The sequence below is a fragment of the bacterium genome, from assembly GCA_013360195.1.
GTDB lineage: Bacteria > Electryoneota > RPQS01 > RPQS01 > RPQS01 > JABWCQ01.
In genome coordinates this window covers 221,288-239,888 of the sequence record JABWCQ010000002.1, presented here as the reverse complement: position 1 = coordinate 239,888, position 18,601 = coordinate 221,288, and the positions used below count along the sequence as shown (strand labels likewise).

Annotated in this window: 17 protein-coding genes; 6 read left to right on the top strand and 11 right to left on the bottom strand. The window is 51.1% G+C overall.

The annotated features are described in order from the left end of the window. Positions 1–83 precede the first annotated feature (83 nt). From HUU59_02345 to uvrB, 11 genes are all read right to left on the bottom strand, one after another. Complete coding sequence (locus HUU59_02345; GenBank protein ID NUO18271.1) at positions 84–743, bottom strand: hypothetical protein; 660 nt, start codon at positions 741–743, stop codon at positions 84–86. A gap of 9 nt (positions 744–752) precedes the next feature. Then, positions 753–1,592 (bottom strand): hypothetical protein, encoded by an 840-nt coding sequence (locus tag HUU59_02340; protein NUO18270.1) that lies wholly within the window; start codon positions 1,590–1,592, stop codon positions 753–755. A 9-nt stretch (positions 1,593–1,601) separates the two neighbouring features. Beyond that, entirely contained in the window at positions 1,602–2,225 is a 624-nt protein-coding gene (locus HUU59_02335) for a hypothetical protein (protein ID NUO18269.1), read from the bottom strand. Between the two features lie 14 nt (positions 2,226–2,239). Beyond that, positions 2,240–3,481, bottom strand: coding sequence for a hypothetical protein (locus HUU59_02330; GenBank protein NUO18268.1), 1,242 nt, complete (start codon positions 3,479–3,481; stop codon positions 2,240–2,242). 242 nt (positions 3,482–3,723) lie between these two features. Continuing rightward, positions 3,724–4,623 carry a DUF3108 domain-containing protein gene (locus tag HUU59_02325; GenBank protein NUO18267.1) on the bottom strand — a complete coding sequence of 300 codons (900 nt, stop codon included), beginning with the start codon at positions 4,621–4,623 and terminating at the stop codon, positions 3,724–3,726. Between the two features lie 7 nt (positions 4,624–4,630). Next, the gene (locus HUU59_02320) at positions 4,631–5,266 is read right to left on the bottom strand and encodes a threonylcarbamoyl-AMP synthase (GenBank protein ID NUO18266.1); all 636 of its coding nucleotides are present in this window, start codon (positions 5,264–5,266) and stop codon (positions 4,631–4,633) included. After that, on the bottom strand, positions 5,266–5,751 hold the full coding sequence (locus HUU59_02315) for an LptE family protein (protein ID NUO18265.1): 486 nt from the start codon (positions 5,749–5,751) through the stop codon (positions 5,266–5,268). The genes HUU59_02320 and HUU59_02315 overlap by 1 nt, the downstream gene beginning before the upstream one ends. Next, a complete protein-coding gene (locus HUU59_02310) occupies positions 5,744–6,817 on the bottom strand; it encodes a sigma-54-dependent Fis family transcriptional regulator (GenBank protein ID NUO18264.1) in 1,074 nt (357 codons plus the stop codon). Before HUU59_02310 ends, HUU59_02315 begins: the two co-directional genes overlap by 8 nt. Beyond that, complete coding sequence (gene purD, locus HUU59_02305; protein NUO18263.1) at positions 6,814–8,079, bottom strand: phosphoribosylamine--glycine ligase; 1,266 nt, start codon at positions 8,077–8,079, stop codon at positions 6,814–6,816. The genes HUU59_02310 and purD overlap by 4 nt, the downstream gene beginning before the upstream one ends. Continuing rightward, positions 8,080–8,796: a hypothetical protein gene (locus HUU59_02300; protein NUO18262.1), complete on the bottom strand. Its 717-nt coding sequence runs from the start codon at positions 8,794–8,796 to the stop codon at positions 8,080–8,082. It abuts the gene before it with no gap. Beyond that, entirely contained in the window at positions 8,793–10,778 is a 1,986-nt protein-coding gene (uvrB, locus tag HUU59_02295; protein ID NUO18261.1) for an excinuclease ABC subunit UvrB, read from the bottom strand. Before uvrB ends, HUU59_02300 begins: the two co-directional genes overlap by 4 nt. A 207-nt stretch (positions 10,779–10,985) precedes the next feature. On the opposite strand from uvrB, the gene HUU59_02290 reads away from it, so the two are divergent. The 6 genes from HUU59_02290 (at position 10,986) to HUU59_02265 (ending at position 18,598) form a co-directional block, all read left to right on the top strand. Continuing rightward, positions 10,986–12,815 (top strand): peptidylprolyl isomerase, encoded by a 1,830-nt coding sequence (locus tag HUU59_02290; protein ID NUO18260.1) that lies wholly within the window; start codon positions 10,986–10,988, stop codon positions 12,813–12,815. Positions 12,816–12,846: 31 nt separating this feature from the next. Then, the gene (locus tag HUU59_02285; GenBank protein NUO18259.1) at positions 12,847–14,046 is read left to right on the top strand and encodes a hypothetical protein; all 1,200 of its coding nucleotides are present in this window, start codon (positions 12,847–12,849) and stop codon (positions 14,044–14,046) included. After that, positions 14,036–15,418: an O-antigen ligase family protein gene (locus HUU59_02280; GenBank protein NUO18258.1), complete on the top strand. Its 1,383-nt coding sequence runs from the start codon at positions 14,036–14,038 to the stop codon at positions 15,416–15,418. The genes HUU59_02285 and HUU59_02280 overlap by 11 nt, the downstream gene beginning before the upstream one ends. A gap of 89 nt (positions 15,419–15,507) precedes the next feature. Then, entirely contained in the window at positions 15,508–16,734 is a 1,227-nt protein-coding gene (locus HUU59_02275) for a sugar transferase (GenBank protein NUO18257.1), read from the top strand. Between the two features lie 13 nt (positions 16,735–16,747). Continuing rightward, positions 16,748–18,037, top strand: a complete 1,290-nt coding sequence (serS, locus tag HUU59_02270) for a serine--tRNA ligase (GenBank protein ID NUO18256.1) — start codon at positions 16,748–16,750, stop codon at positions 18,035–18,037. A gap of 3 nt (positions 18,038–18,040) precedes the next feature. Next, a complete protein-coding gene (locus HUU59_02265) occupies positions 18,041–18,598 on the top strand; it encodes a class II aldolase/adducin family protein (protein NUO18255.1) in 558 nt (185 codons plus the stop codon). The last annotated feature ends 3 nt before the right edge of the window (positions 18,599–18,601 follow it).

The window sequence follows — 18,601 nt, the reverse complement described above, 5'->3', positions numbered from 1 at the left end:
TAAGTCCACCTATTTGTCGTTATGGAACAAAAAGGCCGGTTCTTCATGAACCGGCCTTCTGGCTCTTGCAGCTATTCTTTGAATTACGCCGAAGCTACCTGCAGCCACTCGACGAACAGGAAGTAGAATCGGTCGAAAAGCAGCGCGATACGAGTCATGACCGTATACCCGTACCCGGCACCGAAGCCGATCATTAACAAAGTCGTGCCGACCGAGGCGACGTGCCGCAAGCCGCCTTTATGCTCAACTGAGAAGAAAAAGTAGAACAGTACAGACACCAGTCCAAGTGTGAAAAGCGGATTTGTGAGAATCTGCAGAAAATTCATGATGCTCGGACTATTTGTGAAATCCGAAACAGTTGCCGTTTCAAACACCGGTATGAGGCTTGCCTGCACTTGGAGCACCATGTCGCCGGACGCGAATCCGATGACAGCCAGGCCGGCATACGTCCCGATAATGACGGACATCGGCCAGCGGGAAATCCAGCCCAAGTTATTTGAGAATCGCGTGAAAAGTGCCAGCCCGAGGATTAATGGTATTATCAGCCACATGTCGCGGCCGCTGGTCAATGGATCCCAAAGATTCGGTATGAATACGTTGTAGAATTGTGTACACACAACGTATCCCGCGGCGATGCCGACAAAGAAATGCTCTGCTATTTTATAGAGCGGATTGTCCTTGTACAGGAAGCTCAGCACGGCAACTGTCGCCAAACCGGCTATTGACAACCAAAAGAAGTCCATATTTCTTCCTTATCCCTTGCTCTTTTCGCGACGGATGATGAAGTACACAATGTTTCCGAACAGAATGAACGCTATGATGACGAAGTGTCCCATTGTTTGGCCGTCCATCGACGTCATTGCCAATCCCGGCTTGTTGATCAGCGTTTCATATTCCGCCGCGCCCGTAATACCGGTCAACAGGCCCTTCAACTGACCGCTCTGAAAGTAAGCAGAATACTCTGGGACAGACACGGCAGACGATCCGCTCAGCATCGGTATATCGAAGCGTGATGTCACATACTGGACATATTCCTTTGTGCCGGGATAGCCTGCTGAAACGTTGATTAGGGCCGAGAACTGTTCGTAATTCTCCACACCGTTCATGAGTGGTAGCTGGTCTACAGGGGTACGGTAAAAGTCAACAGGGAATGTTGACCTTATCGACTTGCCCATTGCTACCATTACTGCTTCCCGTCCCTCTTTGAGTCCCAAATACGCGTAGTCAGTGCCGTACTGTTTGCCGTATTTGTCCCTGCAAATAAGATTGATATTCCGCTCGATAAGTGCAGGTGCGGTAGACCAAAGTGTAATGATAACAGGTTTGTGTCCCTTCACCATCAAGTGCTCAAGAACTCCGATGCACATCGGGTTCAACTCTGCTTTTGATCCTGGATCATAATCGAACGAACATAACACTCGCGATCCCGGAGGAAGCGCTTCTATGTAGTCATAGAATGCTTTAACAGGCGGAGTGGTCTTCGGAGCCAGACCAAGCTTGAAGAATAAGGGAGAGGCTACGGCGATCGCCATCGCCAGAAACACCCAGCGACGATCGAGCTTCTCAAGTCGTTGTAAAGTTGTGTGAGCCATTATATCTCCTTACTCTCTTCCCAGGTAACTGCGCTCAATGCCAAGGATCACCTTCAGACCCGTGGCGATTGCACCAAGCGCCGCGCCGATCAAAATTCCACGTTGCGCAACAGCATTAGGAACACTCATAACCCAATCGACAACTGCCGGCAGGTCATCCCAAATCAGATGGCTGATCGGAATTCTGCCAAGCATCACTACCAAGGCTGTAATTGCCAGTACGGATGCCTGCCACGTGCGCACCCGGAACGCCCGAAAGGCCGCAGAAGCAATGAAGAACGCCAATGACGCGTACATTGTTGAAGCCAGCGGCACATAAGTGTAAGTGAACAAACGATCGTTTGTCCACGTGCCCTCAGAAATTCCAATGAACAAACCGGGAAGCATCATCATGAAAAAGGCCACAACAAGCACAAGCTTGTACAGCCAGCCAGGGCCGCGACGATAAACAAGTTCACCGTTGATGCGCAAAATGTTCGCTGAGCCCAGAACATACGAGAATGATATCACAATGATTGCCCAATTCTGCAGCCTGTTCGCAATCTCATTGACAGTCGGATGCGGAATGAAGAACTGGACGATCATGAATACGCCGAAAATCAGCGTAATTAGAATGGGTATTTCGCGTTTCATCTATCGGTAATCACCTAAATTACTTGGAACCAGGAGCGCAGAAACTGCACGCCAAACATTTCGAGTACCATTGAAGCAAGCAGACAAACGATAATGAACCCCTTCATGTAGTCCGTAGCCTTCAGCGTGCCCATCATCTCCAAATCGCGGGTGACAAGCGCGCTCGTTGCGAAGTATTCCTCTCCGATCAGCGTGTAATCGCACGCGACCACAAAGAACGGTAGCTGGTGTGTGTTTGCTGTTCCGGCAATCTGAATGGCACCCGAAGTGAAACCGACTTCCGAGAGAATCAGTGATTCCGCATAGAATGCACCAAGGAAGAAGTGCGCCGCGGTTTTCTCACGCATCATGATTCCTGTAACACCGCTCGTAAACGCGAACTGTTCGTCTGACATGTATCGCACATTGTCACGCATAAACGCATCGGGACGCCCTGCATTGAGGAAGCCCTGCTTAACGGCCTCCTCCGCCACTGTGACCATGAAGGCCCGGTTAAGAGGCACGATGATCGGTATATCGTAATTTGCCGCCTTAGAGGCGACGGACGTAAGTAACTGAATAGAGGCGATTGTCTGGATGTTCTCAATGTTCTGTGTTCCCGGAACATACAGAACCGGTTTGCCGAGCTCCGTCGCGCGGCCAATAGCCTCGTCTATCGCGTCAATTCCTGCAATTCGCCTGAACCAAAGTGGTTGACCTGTTTTCGCGCGCTTCACCATGAACATCACTAACACGTAAAACAAGACGACGATGAGAAAAATGTTGACGCGATTCCAGTTAAACCACGAAACCTCAGAGGACACTGGGCCGACAATAGCCGATTCACTTAAGCGCAGTCGTTTTTCAAATCGAACTGAAACGGAATCGGGATTCGACGAGTCGGGAACGGCTACAGTTGTTGAATCGACTGCAACAACCTTCACCCAAAACGACTTTTCTGGCTCCACCTTCCAGCCTTCACCGCTCGAAATCCTCGCCTGTGACGTCTTTGAGTCGGTTTCAGCCATGATCTGAAATGGTCCGCTTGGCGTTTCCGCTGCCATCACGAGAAAGCGCAAAACAGAGAATCCGACCTGAGAAGTCGGACTCCATGTAACGCTGAAGGCCTCGCCGCCGTCGTTCGGAACATCTGTAACAACGACTTGCGTCGGTGCCGCTCCCTGTCCCAAAACAACAATTGCCGTGTCAGACTGACCGAGCGCGGCAAAACTTTGAACTGTGAGTATGAATGCCAACAAAAGGGACTTAAGGAGCATACTCCTCCATCCTGGTTTGTAATAAGGGTCTTGTCGGATCGTGAACTCCGAGGAACTCGGTAGGACAGCAGGGGGGACCTGAGGACTGCAATTATTCCGGCTATTTACCAGAATATGACCAAAATTAGCTATTTAAAGACTATGTGTCAAGCTCTTAAAGGCAAATTTATTAAATAGTTTGGGATTCGTCGTCCTTTGTCAAAACTCACCAAAATTCTTCCTAAACCCTTGAGATGGGGAACTTAGGGGGCGAAATCCCCGAGGTCTGCTCGCCCATCCTTTCGGGCTCTTGATTTCTCAGATTCGCTTACTCCCGGTTTGGCAAACCCGGGAACATAACTCTCCAATTCAACGATAAACGAACCGAAAGACACTTTGGAACTCATTATGACCGGTATCCTTCTTTCGTCAGCTGTTACCCAAACATACACTCTTGCCTTCCGCTCCTTCTGAAACAACCCGCCGCTCTTCAACACAGGTTCACAGACAAAACAATCAAACTCACCGGCAAGAGTCTGAACGGTATCTCGGGCATGAACAACGACCAGCAGATCGTACGTGACCTTTACGTCATGGGTTCTGATGGCGATCGTATCCCCAACTTCCAGCGAGACCGTCCTTGTTCTGTAACCGGCCGAAAGAACATCCTGAACTCGCGGTTCAACCTTCTTGGGAACTTTTTCAGTCTTTTCATCCCACCAATAGGCAAGGCTGTCGGCAAGGCTGAATTTCACCAGCTTCTCATCATTGAAGAAGCCTTCCATGAGCTTCTTGTGAAACTTGTGGCTATAGATGGAGTCGGTGTCTACCCAAGTCGTAATGGTATCCCGGACTTTGAACACCCAATCAAAGCCCTTGGCCGAGCGCGCGCTTGACTGAATTCGCCAAGCCCACTGATCACCAACTTTGACTGTATCAACTACCTGCAACTCCGCTTTTCCGGCCGGAACTGAGCTGAAAGAAATGTGATAGGTCATCCGCTCGCCAACTGAAAAAGGAATGTGTGGAGGGATTCCCACCGAGTCCCGGCGAACCGCATAGATCGTCGTCGAATCGGATGTCTCCATGGAGTCCGCCAACGCGAATCCAGGGAATGCCCAATACAAGGTCATCGCGCAAAGAAGTGCGGGCAAAAGTCTCAATGTATGGCTATCCTTTCTTCCAAATCTTCTCAATGTCTGATTCCATCACTGCCCCTTCTCGAACCACAAGAGGCTGCTTACCTCGTACGTCCACCACTGTCGAGGCCTTGCCTCCCAGCAGTGCCTTAGTCTTCACCACCAAATCACAGGCTTCAATGACAACAGGGTCAAGTTCGCCAAACAATCTCGGAGGCGGCTTTCCCGCCAGATTGGCACTTGTTGCCCAGAGCGGCCGTGCCGTCCGCCGCATCACTTCCAATATGAACTCGTAATTGGGGATTCTGTATCCCAAAGAGCGGTCCTTCCCGTGAAATTCCTCGGGAACTGCCTTGGAAACATGCCAAACCAACGTCAGAGGACCCGGCCAATAGGTTTCGGCCAAGTGCACGATCTTGGGTCCGGGAACTTCTCCGCCAAATTGACTTAATCGAATCATGCTCTCAATGAGAATTGCCGTTGGCTTGGACGAGCGATCGGGCTTCACCGTCATGAGCCGGTCCAGTACCTTCCGGCTGAAAGCCATGCCCCCAAGTCCATATACGGTGTCCGTCGGGAAAGCGATCAATTCACCTGCCAATACTGATTGACAGGTTCGTTCAATGCACTCCTCATATGTCGACTCTGTCAATTCGATTAGCTCCACTACCAGCTCCCGACAATTTTGTTCAGCAAATCCTCGACCAACTTCGTTGTAGCTTCTGTAATTGCCCGATCCCGGTTGGAAAGGTCTCCGCCATAGGCATAAATTGACCAGGCAGGAAAGCTCTGCGTCCACTTGGTTTCACCGCTCTCTCTTTGGACAAGATCAATGCGAATCGTCATCGAAAAACGGTACTCGTCAACGGTGATCGTTTCGCCGCTGCGGGCTGTGTACGGTTCGTCCTTAGCATCGACAAGAGTGCCCATCAAGATTGCGTCTGCGGAACTCTCAGAAACCACCCGCAGCGTGCCGTCCTTCTGGAAGCCGCGAATCAGCTGGTCGGTCACGGTTTCAGAGAGTCCGAATTCAGAAGATTCGTTCGCGAACGTCGGGATGGCAATAGTTTTGATGTCGCCAGCAATCTGACCCTTGAAAGTGTAGCAGCCGCACAGCAAAAGCGAGGCTAAAACCGCAATTGCTTTAGTCAATGTTATATTCCTTCAGCTTCCTGTACAAAGTTCGCTCACCGATGCCAAGGTCTTTGGCGGTCTTTCTTCGGTTTCCGTTATTCTGTTCAAGCATTTTTTGTATCTGTTCTCTTTCAAGATCGGTCAGCCTGTTGGATGGCAAAGGTTCTTCCGTTACAGACTGGGAAGCGGCAATGGCGCTTTCCAGTAAGTTACGCAGCTCCCTGACTTCGCGTCGAACTTCAAGCAAGGTCGCCATGAGCAAGTCGTTTCCAATCGGCTGGGAATCCCGCGTTGCAATGACTGGCAGCAATGCGCGTGGCGAACTCAGATGAGGGCGGAAATGCTCCGAATGCAGTACACCAAGTCCGCGGTTCAGTGTCAGCACTGACTCGATCGTATTCTTCAATTCCCTGACATTTCCCGGCCAATATTGCTGTGACAGAATATCCAACGCGTCGGTGGTAAACCGTGGAGCCCCAAATCTGTTTCGCTCCGCGAACTCACGCGCAAAGTGTATTGCGAGCAAAGGAATGTCGCCCGGCCGTTCGCGCAACGGAGGAATCTGTATCGTCACGGCTTTCAGTCTGAAATACAGATCGTGGCGAAAGTCGCCTCGAGCAACCGCGTTGGCAAGCTCCACATTCGTGGCCGCTATTACCCGGACGTCCACAGGAACCGGTCTGCTTGATCCCACCCGCAAGACCTCTCGAGATTCCAGAATACGCAGCAATTTGACCTGTGACTCGAGCGGCATCTCGCCGATTTCGTCAAGAACAAGCGAACCGCCTTGTGCCTGCTCAAAATAGCCCGTCCTTTTTCGATCTGCTCCGGTGAAGCTGCCGCGTTCGTGTCCGAACACTTCGCTTTCGAAGATCCCTTGTGGAATCGCCCCGCAGTTCACATACAAAAGCGGCCCTTTGGCACGTCGCGAATGCTCGTGAATCGCTCGGGCAACGAGTTCCTTGCCGGTTCCGCTTTCTCCGACTATCAAGACCGATATATCCGTCGGTGCTGCCTGAAGAATGAGCGACTTAACAGTACGAAGTGAATCGCTTTCGCCAATTAGTGCGTCAATTGCAGTCATAATACCTCCGATAACGCAATGTCACGCCGCATCCTCAGTCCTTCAACCACCGCACGGTCGGCCAGTTTGTATGCATTGTTTCGCGCGATCTCCATCGTGTCTCCAAGTCCGACCGCATTCAGGACTCTTCCGCCGGAAGAAACCCACGATCCATTGAGCATTGCTGTGCCTGCTGAGAAAAGCAATTGATCAGCTTGTGATTCAACTGGAACCAACGGAACGTATTTGCGATATGTTGCCGGATACCCTTCCGCACAAAGCACAACACATACCGCACAGCGTGAAGTAGTCTGCGCGTACTTTGAAGGTGACAGTGTCCCTTTGGCACATTCAAGCATAGGCTCCAAAGCGTCGTAGCCCAAACATGGCAGCATGACTTGCGTTTCGGGATCGCCGAATCTGCAGTTAAACTCGATCACCTGCGGACCGGTTTCAGTCAGCATGATTCCCACGTACAGCAGTCCCCTGTATGGAGTCCCCATTGCGCGCAGTGCGTTCAGGACCGGTTCTACCACTTGTCGTTCAACTTCACGGATTGTTTTCGATGGCACGTGTGCTGCCGGACAAAAGGTTCCCATCCCGCCGGTATTGGCTCCCTTGTCTCCATCGAATGCCCGCTTGTAGTCTTGAGCAGGAGGGAGGGCGACGTATCTTTCGCCATCGCAGAAGAAATGCAGTGACGCTTCACGGCCGGACAAAAGCTCTTCAATGACTATTCTTGTCCCTGCTGTGCCAAGCTCCTTGTCTACCAGCAGTCGCCGTGCAACGTCCATCGCTTCCGCGTCCGATCCGCAAACAAATGCTCCCTTTCCGGCGGCAAGCCCATCCGCTTTCACCACCCGGCCGTTAGGTCTCGGATGCGCGGAGATATGATTTTGTACTGACTCGAAATCGGTGAAGACCTCGAATTCTGCTGTTGGCACACCATAACTTCTCATCAACTGCTTGGCAAATACTTTCGACGACTCCAAACGGGCTGCCGCTTGGATTGGCCCAAAACAAAGAATGCCCAGCCTGTCAAGCTCATCCGACAGCCCGTCCGCCAACGGCTGCTCCGGTCCCACGATGACGAAGTCAATCCTATTCCGTCTGATCGTATCTACCAGATCATTGACCGACATGTCCGTTTCGCATCGGTCGAGTACGTCAAACATCCCGGGATTGCCGGGAACTGCGATGAGTTCAGTGCAAAGGGGACTTTGCCTGATTTTCCATAGTAAGGCATGTTCTCTGCCTCCGCTCCCGATTACTGCGACTCTCACTCAGAACCTCCGTCCGAAGGCAAACGATCCGGAGTCTCCACCGCCGTCAACATCCAGAATCCATACCCCCACGATACTGTCTGGATTTACATAATTACCGTCAAGCTGGAATGGATAAGACTGCCCGCCGTACGGAGCATCGCCGGCAAGATAGAAAGCCGATCCTTGCTGACCTCCGTTGGTGATATTTCCAAGCAGAGAATAAAACCCGAACTGCGATTCGAGGTCGCCGTTAAACAAATTCCCCTGATGATCCATGAACAAATCGGCATCTTCGGTGATGTTCAGGAATTGACTGTAAACCAGTCCGTCCCAGTCACCGCTCATATTGAAACTCCCCTGAACTCTATTCAGAACGTACGTCGGTTGGCCGGCCGGCTCGAGAACGAAAATCGTCATTGCAACCCCCGAGATGACTCCCAAATGCCTGTATGCGGAACCGCGAGTATACTCAAATCTGATTGAATCCTCATCCACAGAGACGTCTGTGATCAGCAAAGTTGAACTCGAACCGCCATAGTAAATTGCACCCGTCCATTCCGTCGTATCCGACCCCGCTACTGTTAACCTGACATTGAATCCGGTTCCTCCCGGTCTGCCCCAGCCAACATAGGTCCCTGCCGCTTCCGGGGCGGGAGGTTCAGGTGAATTCGTCGGTGTGTTTTTGCAGCCAAGCATCGCCGCGATGCCAATTATTATCAATACAACTCTCGTCATCCGCGAACCTGTTCCTTCAAACGATTGATTTCATCCCGTAATTCAGCTGCCTTCTCAAACTGCTGCGCCTTCGCCATGCGCTTCATCTCCTTTTCAAGCCTGCCAATGAGGTCCTCAAGATCAAATGTGGACAGGAACTCGGATTGTGCGTCATGCACTATTTCCGAAATCTTCGCATCCGCAACAGTGGTCGAAAGCAGCACCTCTTCAATGGACTTGACAATCGACGCCGGAGTAATTCCATTGGCTTCGTTGTATTCCTTCTGCAGCTGGCGGCGCCGGTTTGTTTCGTCAATCACTTTCTTCATAGATTCCGTGATTCTGTCCGCATAGAAGATGACTTTGCCATTCACGTTTCGTGCGGCTCGTCCCGCAATCTGCAAAAGACTGCGTTCACTGCGCAGAAACCCTTCCTTGTCCGCATCCAATATGGCCACCAGGGACACTTCCGGCAAATCCAGGCCTTCCCTCAGGAGATTTATTCCTACAAGCACGTCAAACTTCTTGAGCCGCAGGTCGCGCAGAATCTCCACTCTCTCAAGCGAGTCTATTTCGCTGTGAAGATACTTCACCCTCAATTGCATTTGCTCAAGGTACTCCGCGAGATGTTCGGACATTCGCTTCGTCAATGTCAATACAAGAACACGTTCTCCTCTGTCAACTGTATCCCGAATTTCTCCCAGCAAATCGTCAATCTGCCCTTTCGACTTCCGAACGTCAATCTCCGGATCGAGCAGTCCTGTCGGTCGAATTATCTGTTCAACCAACACGCCTTTGCTCTTCTCCACTTCGTAATCAGCGGGCGTTGCGCTGACGAATACGCATTGATGAATTGTATCCTCCCATTCCTGGAAGTACATCGGACGGTTGTCAAATGCCGACGGGAGCCTGAACCCGAAATCAACAAGATTGACCTTTCTCGCCCTGTCGCCACGGTACATCCCGCCTATTTGAGGCACGGTTACATGCGATTCGTCCACGATAAGCAAAAAGTCCTTCGGAAAGTAGTCGAACAATGTGTCTGGCCGCTCGCCCGGCTTTCGGCCTGATAAATGTCTTGAATAGTTCTCGACTCCGCTGCAGAAACCAACTTCACGAAGCATCTCGAGGTCATAGCGCGTCCGCTGCTCAATTCGCTGTGCCTCTATAAGCTTATTCATACCTCTCAACTCTTCTATTCGCTCTTCCAACTCCTGCTGAATCGAAATCATCGCGCGTTTCAAATTCGGCGGAGTCGTCACGAAGTGCTTCGCCGGATAGATTGCAAGTGCCTCCCGGCGGTCAATTGTCTCTCCGGTCAGTATCTTGAAATGTACGATGGACTCCAGAGTGTCTCCGAAAAAGTCGAACCGAAAAGCCGTTTCTTCGTAGGCGGGGTGAATCTCCAGAACGTCGCCCTTGACTCTGAACGATCCCCGGGGAAACTCTACGTCGTTCCGCGTGTAGTGCATCTCAACAAGTCTGGAGAGAATATCCCGCCGCTGATATTCCTTGCCGGTTTCCAACAGCAACAGCAAGTCCTTGTAGTCCTTCGGCGAGCCCAGGCCGTAAATGCACGATACTGAAGCTACAATGATAACATCCCGCCGCTCGAGCAGCGATGAGGTCGCGCGAAGCCTCAGCCTGTCGATTTCCTCGTTGACCTGTGTATCCTTCTCGATATACGTGTCCGAAGTCGGAATATACGCTTCCGGCTGGTAATAATCGTAGTACGAAATGAAGAACTCGACGGCATTATTAGGAAAGAAACCTCTAAATTCCCCAAACAGCTGTGCAGCCAGAGTCTTGTTGTGGCTCATGATCAAGGTGGGCTTCTGCACAGCCTGAATGACGTTTGCCATGGTAAAGGTTTTGCCTGAGCCGGTTACGCCCAAAAGAGTCTGGAACCGCTCACCTGACTTAAGTCCTTCAACAAGCTGTCTGATTGCTTCGCTCTGGTCTCCGCGAGGCGTGAGGTCAGTTTTCAGTTCAAATGGTCGCATAATGGCAATATAGCTGTTTCCTGCCAATCTTGCAAACCATTTGGCAGTCTGTCACTTATTCAAGTGATTATATTATAGTGATTTATGCTAAATCATCTGACAACGTATAACTAATGAACCCTATATGTCCGCCCTTGCAGTTTTCACCTGACGTTCGTATATTTTAGGTTCTAAAATATCAACATGATGTAAAACTAAGGCAGATCCATGCTTCAATCGATGCGGGAAAACATGCCCCTGGTCATGTGGACACTCGTGCTGGCCTTCGTGCTCACGATTGTCTTCAGCTGGGGTATGGGAGGTTTTCAAGGCAGCTCCGGCGGCCTTGACGGTGTAGTCGGAAAAGTCGGTCAAACGGAAATCATGTATGACCGTTATAATAGGCTCGTCCAGGACCGCTTGGCCCAACAGCGCCAGGAAAAACCTGATCAGGAAATTACAGATCAGCAGGTTAAACAGGTTCGGCAGCAGGTTTGGGACGACCTCGTCCGGGTTGAGTTGATGAAAAACTATCAGCAAAAATGGGGTATCGTGACGTCGGACGATGAAGTCGCATACGCCGTAATGAACGCGCCACCTGAATATATCCGCAACAATGCGAATTTCCAAACAAATGGTCAGTTTGATCCTGCGCTCTATCAAAAATTCGTGGAAGATCCGAACCAAGCGCAAGTCCTTATCGCAATCGAGCAGGACTACCGTGAGAGTATTGGCAATCAGAAGGTGATTGACAAGGTCATCCAGCCAGTCTTCGTCTCGCCTCAGGAGGCTTGGGACGACTATGTTGCGACCAATCGCAAGTTTCAAGCAATAGTGGCGTCATTTCCCAGTACTAGTTACACCGTGGACACAACCTCAATTACGCTAAGCGAGATTGAACAGTATTACCGCGACCATACACAGGATTACAGGCAGCCGGAGCGCCGCAAACTAGCCTATGTCACTATCCCCCTAACGATGACGGCTGCCGACACGGAGCGGGTGGACCAGACGGTTGAAGATATCCTCGCAATGCTTCGCCAAGGCGACAGCTTCAGTCAACTGGCTACTGAATTCTCGGAAGACCCTGGCTCGGCCAAGCAGGGAGGAAGCCTCGGATGGTTTCAGCGTGGCCGTATGGTGAAGGAGTTCGACTCGACCGCATTCACCGCCGAAATCGGCAAGGTTGTTGGACCGGTGATGACACGCTTCGGCGCTCATATCATTAAGGTCGAGGCACGTGACCTGAACGGAACTGCGGATTCTGTGCTGGCTAGTCACATTCTTGTGAAGTACAGCATCGGTCCGGAAACTGAATCTCGAGTGGCTCAAAAAGCTAAGGATTTCGCAGATGCGGCCGCGGCCGATGGATTTGAGGCTACGGCACAAAGCTTTAACCTGACCATTGAGAACACGAATCTGTTCCCCTACCAAGAGGCAGGCTCCATTCCCGGTGTCGGCGCTTTGAAACCGGTCATGGATTTCGCCTTCGGTTCTGATGTTGGAAAGATCAGCTACGTTCAGAAAACCCGCATCAAGGGACAAGACGGCTACTCTGTGTTTAAGCTCATCGATAAAGCGCCGGAAGGAGTCGCGCCTTTGTCCGATGTCGAATCAACCGTCAGGACCACGCTCATCCGCAAGCGACAAGAGGAAATGGCGCTGCAGGCCGCTCAGCAATTCCGCAGCCGTATCGGCTCGGCGGAACAGCTTGTTCCCGTTGCACAGGCCGAAGGTGTGAAAATTGACACTACCGGCTTACATGGTCAGCGCGACTTCATCCGCGCAATCGGTCAGGATGAAGCAATCGCCAAGACTCTACTGTCGCTCGCGCCCGGTCAACTTTCGCCGGCGATGTCTAATTCGCGCGGCGCTTATGTCGCAACGGTCACACAAATCACCGAAGCGGACTCAACTCAGTTTGTCGCGCAGAAGGACCAGCTGATGATGAATCTGGAGCGCACCAAGCAAAACCGTGTTTACGCGGATTGGCTCAAGCTCGCCAAAGAGGAAATCGGTGTCGTTGATAATCGTTACCTCTATTATACCGATTTCTAAACTCCCTCAAATCTGACCCGGAGCACTATACTTGTCGCAACGAGAATCTGACAGCATAAATCTTCTCGACATACTTAGCTTTCTTGCAAAGTGGCGGCGTGTCTGGATTCCTGCAATGCTCCTGTGCGCAATTGGAGTCGGAATCTATGCCTTTACTGCGACTCCCCGCTATCGCTCGAGTGCAGTGGTTCGCGGAGTGGAAAACAAATCCGGTGGTCTTGGAAGTCTGCTCGCCTCCAAGCTTGCCGGTTTGGGCAGCATCGGTGGATTCACTGCTTCTCTTGGTGAGATTCGTGGTGACTACTACTTGATGATTCTTCGTGAACGCTCGATGTGTGAAAAGGTCTTTGAGAAATTTGATATTCGGAACCGCCTTGAATTGCCGGACGATCCGATTGAAGACGTTATTGACGCTTGGAAGAATCGCGTCTATTTCAAGTTCGAAGCCGCAACCAACACTGTTCGCATTCAAGTTGACGACAAAGATCCTAATTTCGCAAGGGAGGTTGTTGAATTCTATATTCAAGAGCTTGACAGGCGAAATCGCGAATTGGAATCAACCAAGGCGCGAAAGGAAAGAGAGTTTGCCGGCAATCTTTTGGCGGAGGCAAAGGCTCACTTGTTTATGCTGGAGGACAGCATGGCTGCCTTTCAGCGTGAGAGTGGAATCTTCAATTTGGAAGAACAAGCGAAAGCAACCGTACAGGCAGTAGCTGCCGTTCAGGCGGAGAGATTCATGGCGGTCGCCGAGTATGAGATGAAGTCAAAACTCTTTACAAACGAGAACCCCGAACTCAATTTGGCGAAGCTGAAACTTGCAAGTCTTGATTCCTCGCTCAAGAACTTGACCGGTCCCAAAGGCGATGCAAGTGAACGCGATTTTTTATTGAGACTCGATTCAGCGACGGAAGATGGAAAAACGTATCTTCGGCTTTATCGAGAGATCGAAATCCATTCAATCCTGCTGGCGCTGCTCACTCAACAGCATGAACAAGCCAAAATGGAGGAGGCGCGGAATACGCCGACCATGGCGGTCGTTGAACCTGCCAGCATCGGTTACAAGCGGGTCTTTCCAAAACGAGGCATGCTTGTTGGCATTGGCGCCGGATTTGGTCTCATGATCGGGCTGATCATCGCCGGTCTGTTAAGCACGTTTGGCGCGATGTCATCGCCGGATCATCCCGACCACGACAAACTCCTGCGATTCAGGCGGAGCTGGAGTGGTCGCTGATCAGATACCATCTGAACGTCCCATTGAGTTTGCCAGGAGCTGGAGGTACGGACTTGTCGCGGCGCTGCTGGCCTTAGGTTTGATTGCCGTATGGCTGTTTTGGGGCAGAGCCATGCAAATGGCGATTGGAGTTACGGCTGCTGGTATTGGACTTGCGTTGTGGCGATACCCCGAGATAAGTGCCGGCATGGCCGGATTCCTTATTCTGTCATATATCGCGAGTTTTGTACCCGGTTCTACTACGCTTTTTTTCGCCGGTGTATACGTCGTTCTCATCTTGAGAAAACTGCAATCTCAGGAGTTGAGTTGGAGATACGGGAACTTCTTTGTACCTGTTTTGATTTTTGTAGGCTGGTATTATTCGTCCATCCTATGGGCGGATACTCACATGCCGTGGGACGGACGCCACATTATCCGAATACTTCTTACAATCTTTGTGGTCAGTGAACTCCTCAAATCAACTCGTACCTACCTTGCATTTTTTATCGGCGCCGCTTTCGGCTTGATTTTTACATCCGTTTCCGCAATAAAAACGGCCGTAGAATTTTACACATCCGGAGTGGCCGATCAGATTGCGAACACGGTCACGTCAATTGAATCTTCGAGGTTTTTCGGTCATTGGGATGACCCGAACTTCATGTCCATGACCATTATCGCCTACCTCGGAGGCGTCATGGCCCTCTGGCGAAGCAAGCTGAATTTCTGGATTCGTTCACTGATGTTTGTTGCCGCAGTCCTGAGTATCGCTGCAACACTGATGTCGTTATCCCGCACTGGTCTCATCGGATGTGTTATTGTGCTGGGAATGATGCTCGCAATCGAAAGACATAGATTCGTCCTTGCTGCTGTTGTCGCCGGACTTGTAGCAGTGCTGCTCACAGTGCTGCCGGTTGACCTGTTTGGCCGCGTTTTTGAACTTCTTGAGGGAACGGATAAATCCAGCAGCGAAAGATTGGGATTACTTCTGAGCGGGTGGAAGCTCTTTTGGAACAGCCCGATCATTGGCAGCGGCATCGGAAGTTTCGAGAGCGATGTCATGTTTCTGATGCCCTATCTTCCGTACTACTTTTTCTCGCACAACACTTTCATTGATATCGCGGTCGACTCCGGTCTAATCGGCCTTGGACTGTACATTGCTTGCCTTGTCTTTGCCTTTAGAGGATTGAGTTGGAGGCAATGGCACGTTGATCCATCTGACATTCCGGCCATGCTGAATGCCGGAATGAGGGCAAGTCTTGTAGCTACAGTCTTTGCAGTGGCCACAATGACCACTGCAGGATTCATTCCTTTTTGGGTCTTCTTTACAATGTGCGCATTTTTCGGAGTGACCGTTCGCAACTACAGAGCCGGCCAGACTGGTCGAACATCATAAACTGGACTTATGCGGCATATCTGGCTCCGAAGTCTGCTCTTTTTGCTGGATTTTGCGGTTCTTGAAGTCGCGTTCTTTGGAATATACTGGTGGCGGTTTCAGACGGGCTGCACTTCGCGATCTTCGGTCTCTACAGATTTGATCCTTTGGAGTCGCGTGCTGCCGTCTTTGTGAATTGCACGCGCGCTGCGGTCTATGGTTGTTTGATAATCTTTATCGCTACATTTGACCCGGTTAACCCACTCCCTGTGACGCGGGTCATTCTGCTGACTTACGGTGTCGGGGTCATGGCCGGAATCGCCTTCACTCGATTATTATTGCTCACGATTCTGCAAGAACTGCGAATGCGCGGTTTCATTGTACTCCCAGCCGTAGTCGTCGGGTCAGGCAAACCGCTTGCGGATGTTCTTCATTATCTTAGTACGAACAAAGCTCTCGGTGCAAAGATTCTCGGGATTGTCGGTCAACGACACTCAGGCCCCACACAGTGGCCGCTTCTGGGAGGTGTGTCGCGGATTCGTAACATCATCTCGGACAACCGCTGTGAACTGGTTTACATTGCCCTCGGTGAAAAACAGATTCATCAATTGAGCAGGATTGTTAGCCTCCTTGCCGCAACCCCGGTGAGACAATTTCTTCCCGCTGAGCACTATCAGTATTTGCTTGGCGAAGTGAAACCGATTGGGCGACGAGGTCAAGTGATCATTGAAATTCGCCGCGACTTGTTGACTCCTGTTGAACGAATTCTGAAAAGACTGTTTGACATTGTCGCCTCGTTTACTCTGCTTATCATTACTCTGCCAATCTGGATTCTCGCTGCAGTTGCCATCTTGATTGACAGCGGCAGGCCGATCTTCTATTTGCAGACGCGAGTCGGTCACAAGGGTAAGCACTTCCGGATGATAAAATTCCGCAGCATGATTCCGGATGCGGAATCTCGCACAGGACCGGTGCTGGTCACAAAGGGAGATTCGAGAATTACTCGAATCGGTAAGTACCTTCGCTCGACTCGTATCGACGAGTTGCCGCAGCTCGTCAATGTCTTGCTTGGGCAAATGAGTCTTGTCGGACCGCGACCGGAGAGGCCGGAGTTTATTGACGAGTTTGCTAGGACCAGTCCGCTTTTTTTGAGACGGCTGAATGTCAAACCGGGACTGACCGGTTGGGCTCAAGTGCATCTGCAGTATGACGCCACCATTTTTGCCCCTGCAAAAAAGCTGGAGATGGATCTCTACTACATTGAAAACATGTCCGTACCGCTCGACCTGAAAATCCTCTTCATGACGATGTTCGTGGTTCTGAGAGGCGAAGGATAATACCAAATAGAATATGCTGGATATCAGACTTATACGAGAGAACGAATCGTTTGTCCGCAGCCGCCTTGAACAGCGAGGTAATGAGCAGGCTCAACTCCTGGACGGCCTGGTCGAACTGGACAAGCAGCGACGCGCGCTGATTGAGAGTACGGACTCGCTGAAGGCCAAGCGTAATGAGCTGACGCGCGAGATTGCCGAAGCGAGCAAGCGCGGTGAGATGGTCAATCCGCTCAAAGATCAAAGCCGGGCAATCGGTGAAGAAATTACACGCGGCGACTCGGAACTTAAGGAGATTGAAAAAAATATTCAAGCGCGACTGATGCAGATACCAAATCTGCCTCATGAATCTGTTCCGTTCGGAAAGTCTGCCGATGAAAATGTTGTTGTTCGTAGTTGGGGTGAGGCACCGAAGTTCGACTTTGAGCCGAAAGACCATTTGACATTAGGGAAGTCTCTCGGCATTTGTGATTTTGAACGAGGCACAAAGCTGACAGGTAGCGGATTCCCCGTGTACAAAGGCGCAGGGGCTATCCTTGAACGTGCGCTCTTGAATTTCTTCCTGGAAACGCACCGGGAACGCGGGACCTATTCCGAAGTCTCTGTCCCGTTTTTGGTGAACCGGGATAGCCTCACCGGTACAGGTCAGCTTCCCAAGTTTGAGGAGGACCTCTATCGGTGCGACGTAGACGACTTCTTCTTGATTCCGACCGCTGAAGTTCCCATCACGAATCTTCATCGCGACGAAATACTTCCTGAAGCCGAGTTGCCGCTGTGCTATTGTGGATACACTCCTTGTTTTAGGAGGGAGGCCGGTTCGTACGGCAAGGAGACTCGCGGCTTTCTGAGGCTGCACCAGTTCGACAAAGTCGAAATGGTGAAGTTCACACGCCCTGAGGATTCTTACGGCGAGCACGAAAAACTAACGGCCGATGCGACTCACCTTCTCGAACTCCTGGGGATTCACTATCGCGTCGTGCTGCTTTGCTCCGGTGATATGGGATTTGGTGCCGCCAAGTGTTATGACATTGAAATCTGGTCGCCCGCCGAGAAGAAGTGGCTCGAAGTGTCATCCTGTTCAAACTTCGAAGGATTTCAGTCCCGCCGGGCGAACATTAAGTTTCGGCGCGCCGATACCGGCAAGACAGACTATGTTCATACCTTGAACGGGTCGGGACTAGCGACACCGCGGCTGCTCGTCGTGCTGCTTGAAACCTTCCAGAACGACGATGGAACCGTAAGCGTGCCTGATGTGTTGAAGAAATATACTGGCTTTGGCCTGATAACTCCAAAAGGTACAAAATAGTCCTTGGATGCCGATTTAGTCAAACATCTTGTTCATGCTGCTGCCGTTCTGAATAGTATCGGATGCCTTCCTGCTACGGACGGAAACTTCTCTGTCCGCTCCGGCAGCCGTAAGGCAATTGTCACTCGAAAAGGATTGGAAAAGCGAAGTCTTTCCCGTGCCGATTTGATTGAAGTTGATATTGATGATGTGCAGCCGCACGAGGCTTCTTCGGAATGGAAACTGCATCGCGAATTGTATCTTGCGCGTCACGATGTCAACGCAATACTCCATGTTCACGCTCCCGAATTGGCGGTCTTTGTCGCCGCAGGGAAAATTCCGGATGTCAAGTTGCTGATGGAAGCCGAAATGACGCTAGGCCGAATTGCCATGATTCCCTACGCTGAACCCGGAACTTCGAAAGTCGGAGAACTGGCGGTTAAGCACGGAGCAAATTGCGGCGTACTCTTGCTCGAGAGACATGGAGTCGTTGCGGTTGGAACGAGCATCAGCGAGGCTCTGCACAGAATTGAGCGGGCGGAGTTTCTTGCGCGAGTTCAGCTTCGCATGAAACTGCTCTGATCG

What these genes read in the sequence shown, in the direction of transcription:
- HUU59_02335 (NUO18269.1), bottom strand. Translation starts at nt 2,225, where the DNA reads ATGAAACGCGAAATACCCATTCTAATTACGCTGATTTTCGGCGTATTC.
- HUU59_02340 (NUO18270.1), bottom strand. Translation starts at nt 1,592, where the DNA reads ATGGCTCACACAACTTTACAACGACTTGAGAAGCTCGATCGTCGCTGG.
- HUU59_02300 (NUO18262.1), bottom strand. Translation starts at nt 8,796, where the DNA reads ATGACGAGAGTTGTATTGATAATAATTGGCATCGCGGCGATGCTTGGC.
- HUU59_02310 (NUO18264.1), bottom strand. Translation starts at nt 6,817, where the DNA reads ATGACTGCAATTGACGCACTAATTGGCGAAAGCGATTCACTTCGTACT.
- HUU59_02330 (NUO18268.1), bottom strand. Translation starts at nt 3,481, where the DNA reads ATGCTCCTTAAGTCCCTTTTGTTGGCATTCATACTCACAGTTCAAAGT.
- serS (NUO18256.1), top strand. Translation starts at nt 16,748, where the DNA reads ATGCTGGATATCAGACTTATACGAGAGAACGAATCGTTTGTCCGCAGC.
- HUU59_02345 (NUO18271.1), bottom strand. Translation starts at nt 743, where the DNA reads ATGGACTTCTTTTGGTTGTCAATAGCCGGTTTGGCGACAGTTGCCGTG.
- uvrB (NUO18261.1), bottom strand. Translation starts at nt 10,778, where the DNA reads ATGCGACCATTTGAACTGAAAACTGACCTCACGCCTCGCGGAGACCAG.
- HUU59_02290 (NUO18260.1), top strand. Translation starts at nt 10,986, where the DNA reads ATGCTTCAATCGATGCGGGAAAACATGCCCCTGGTCATGTGGACACTC.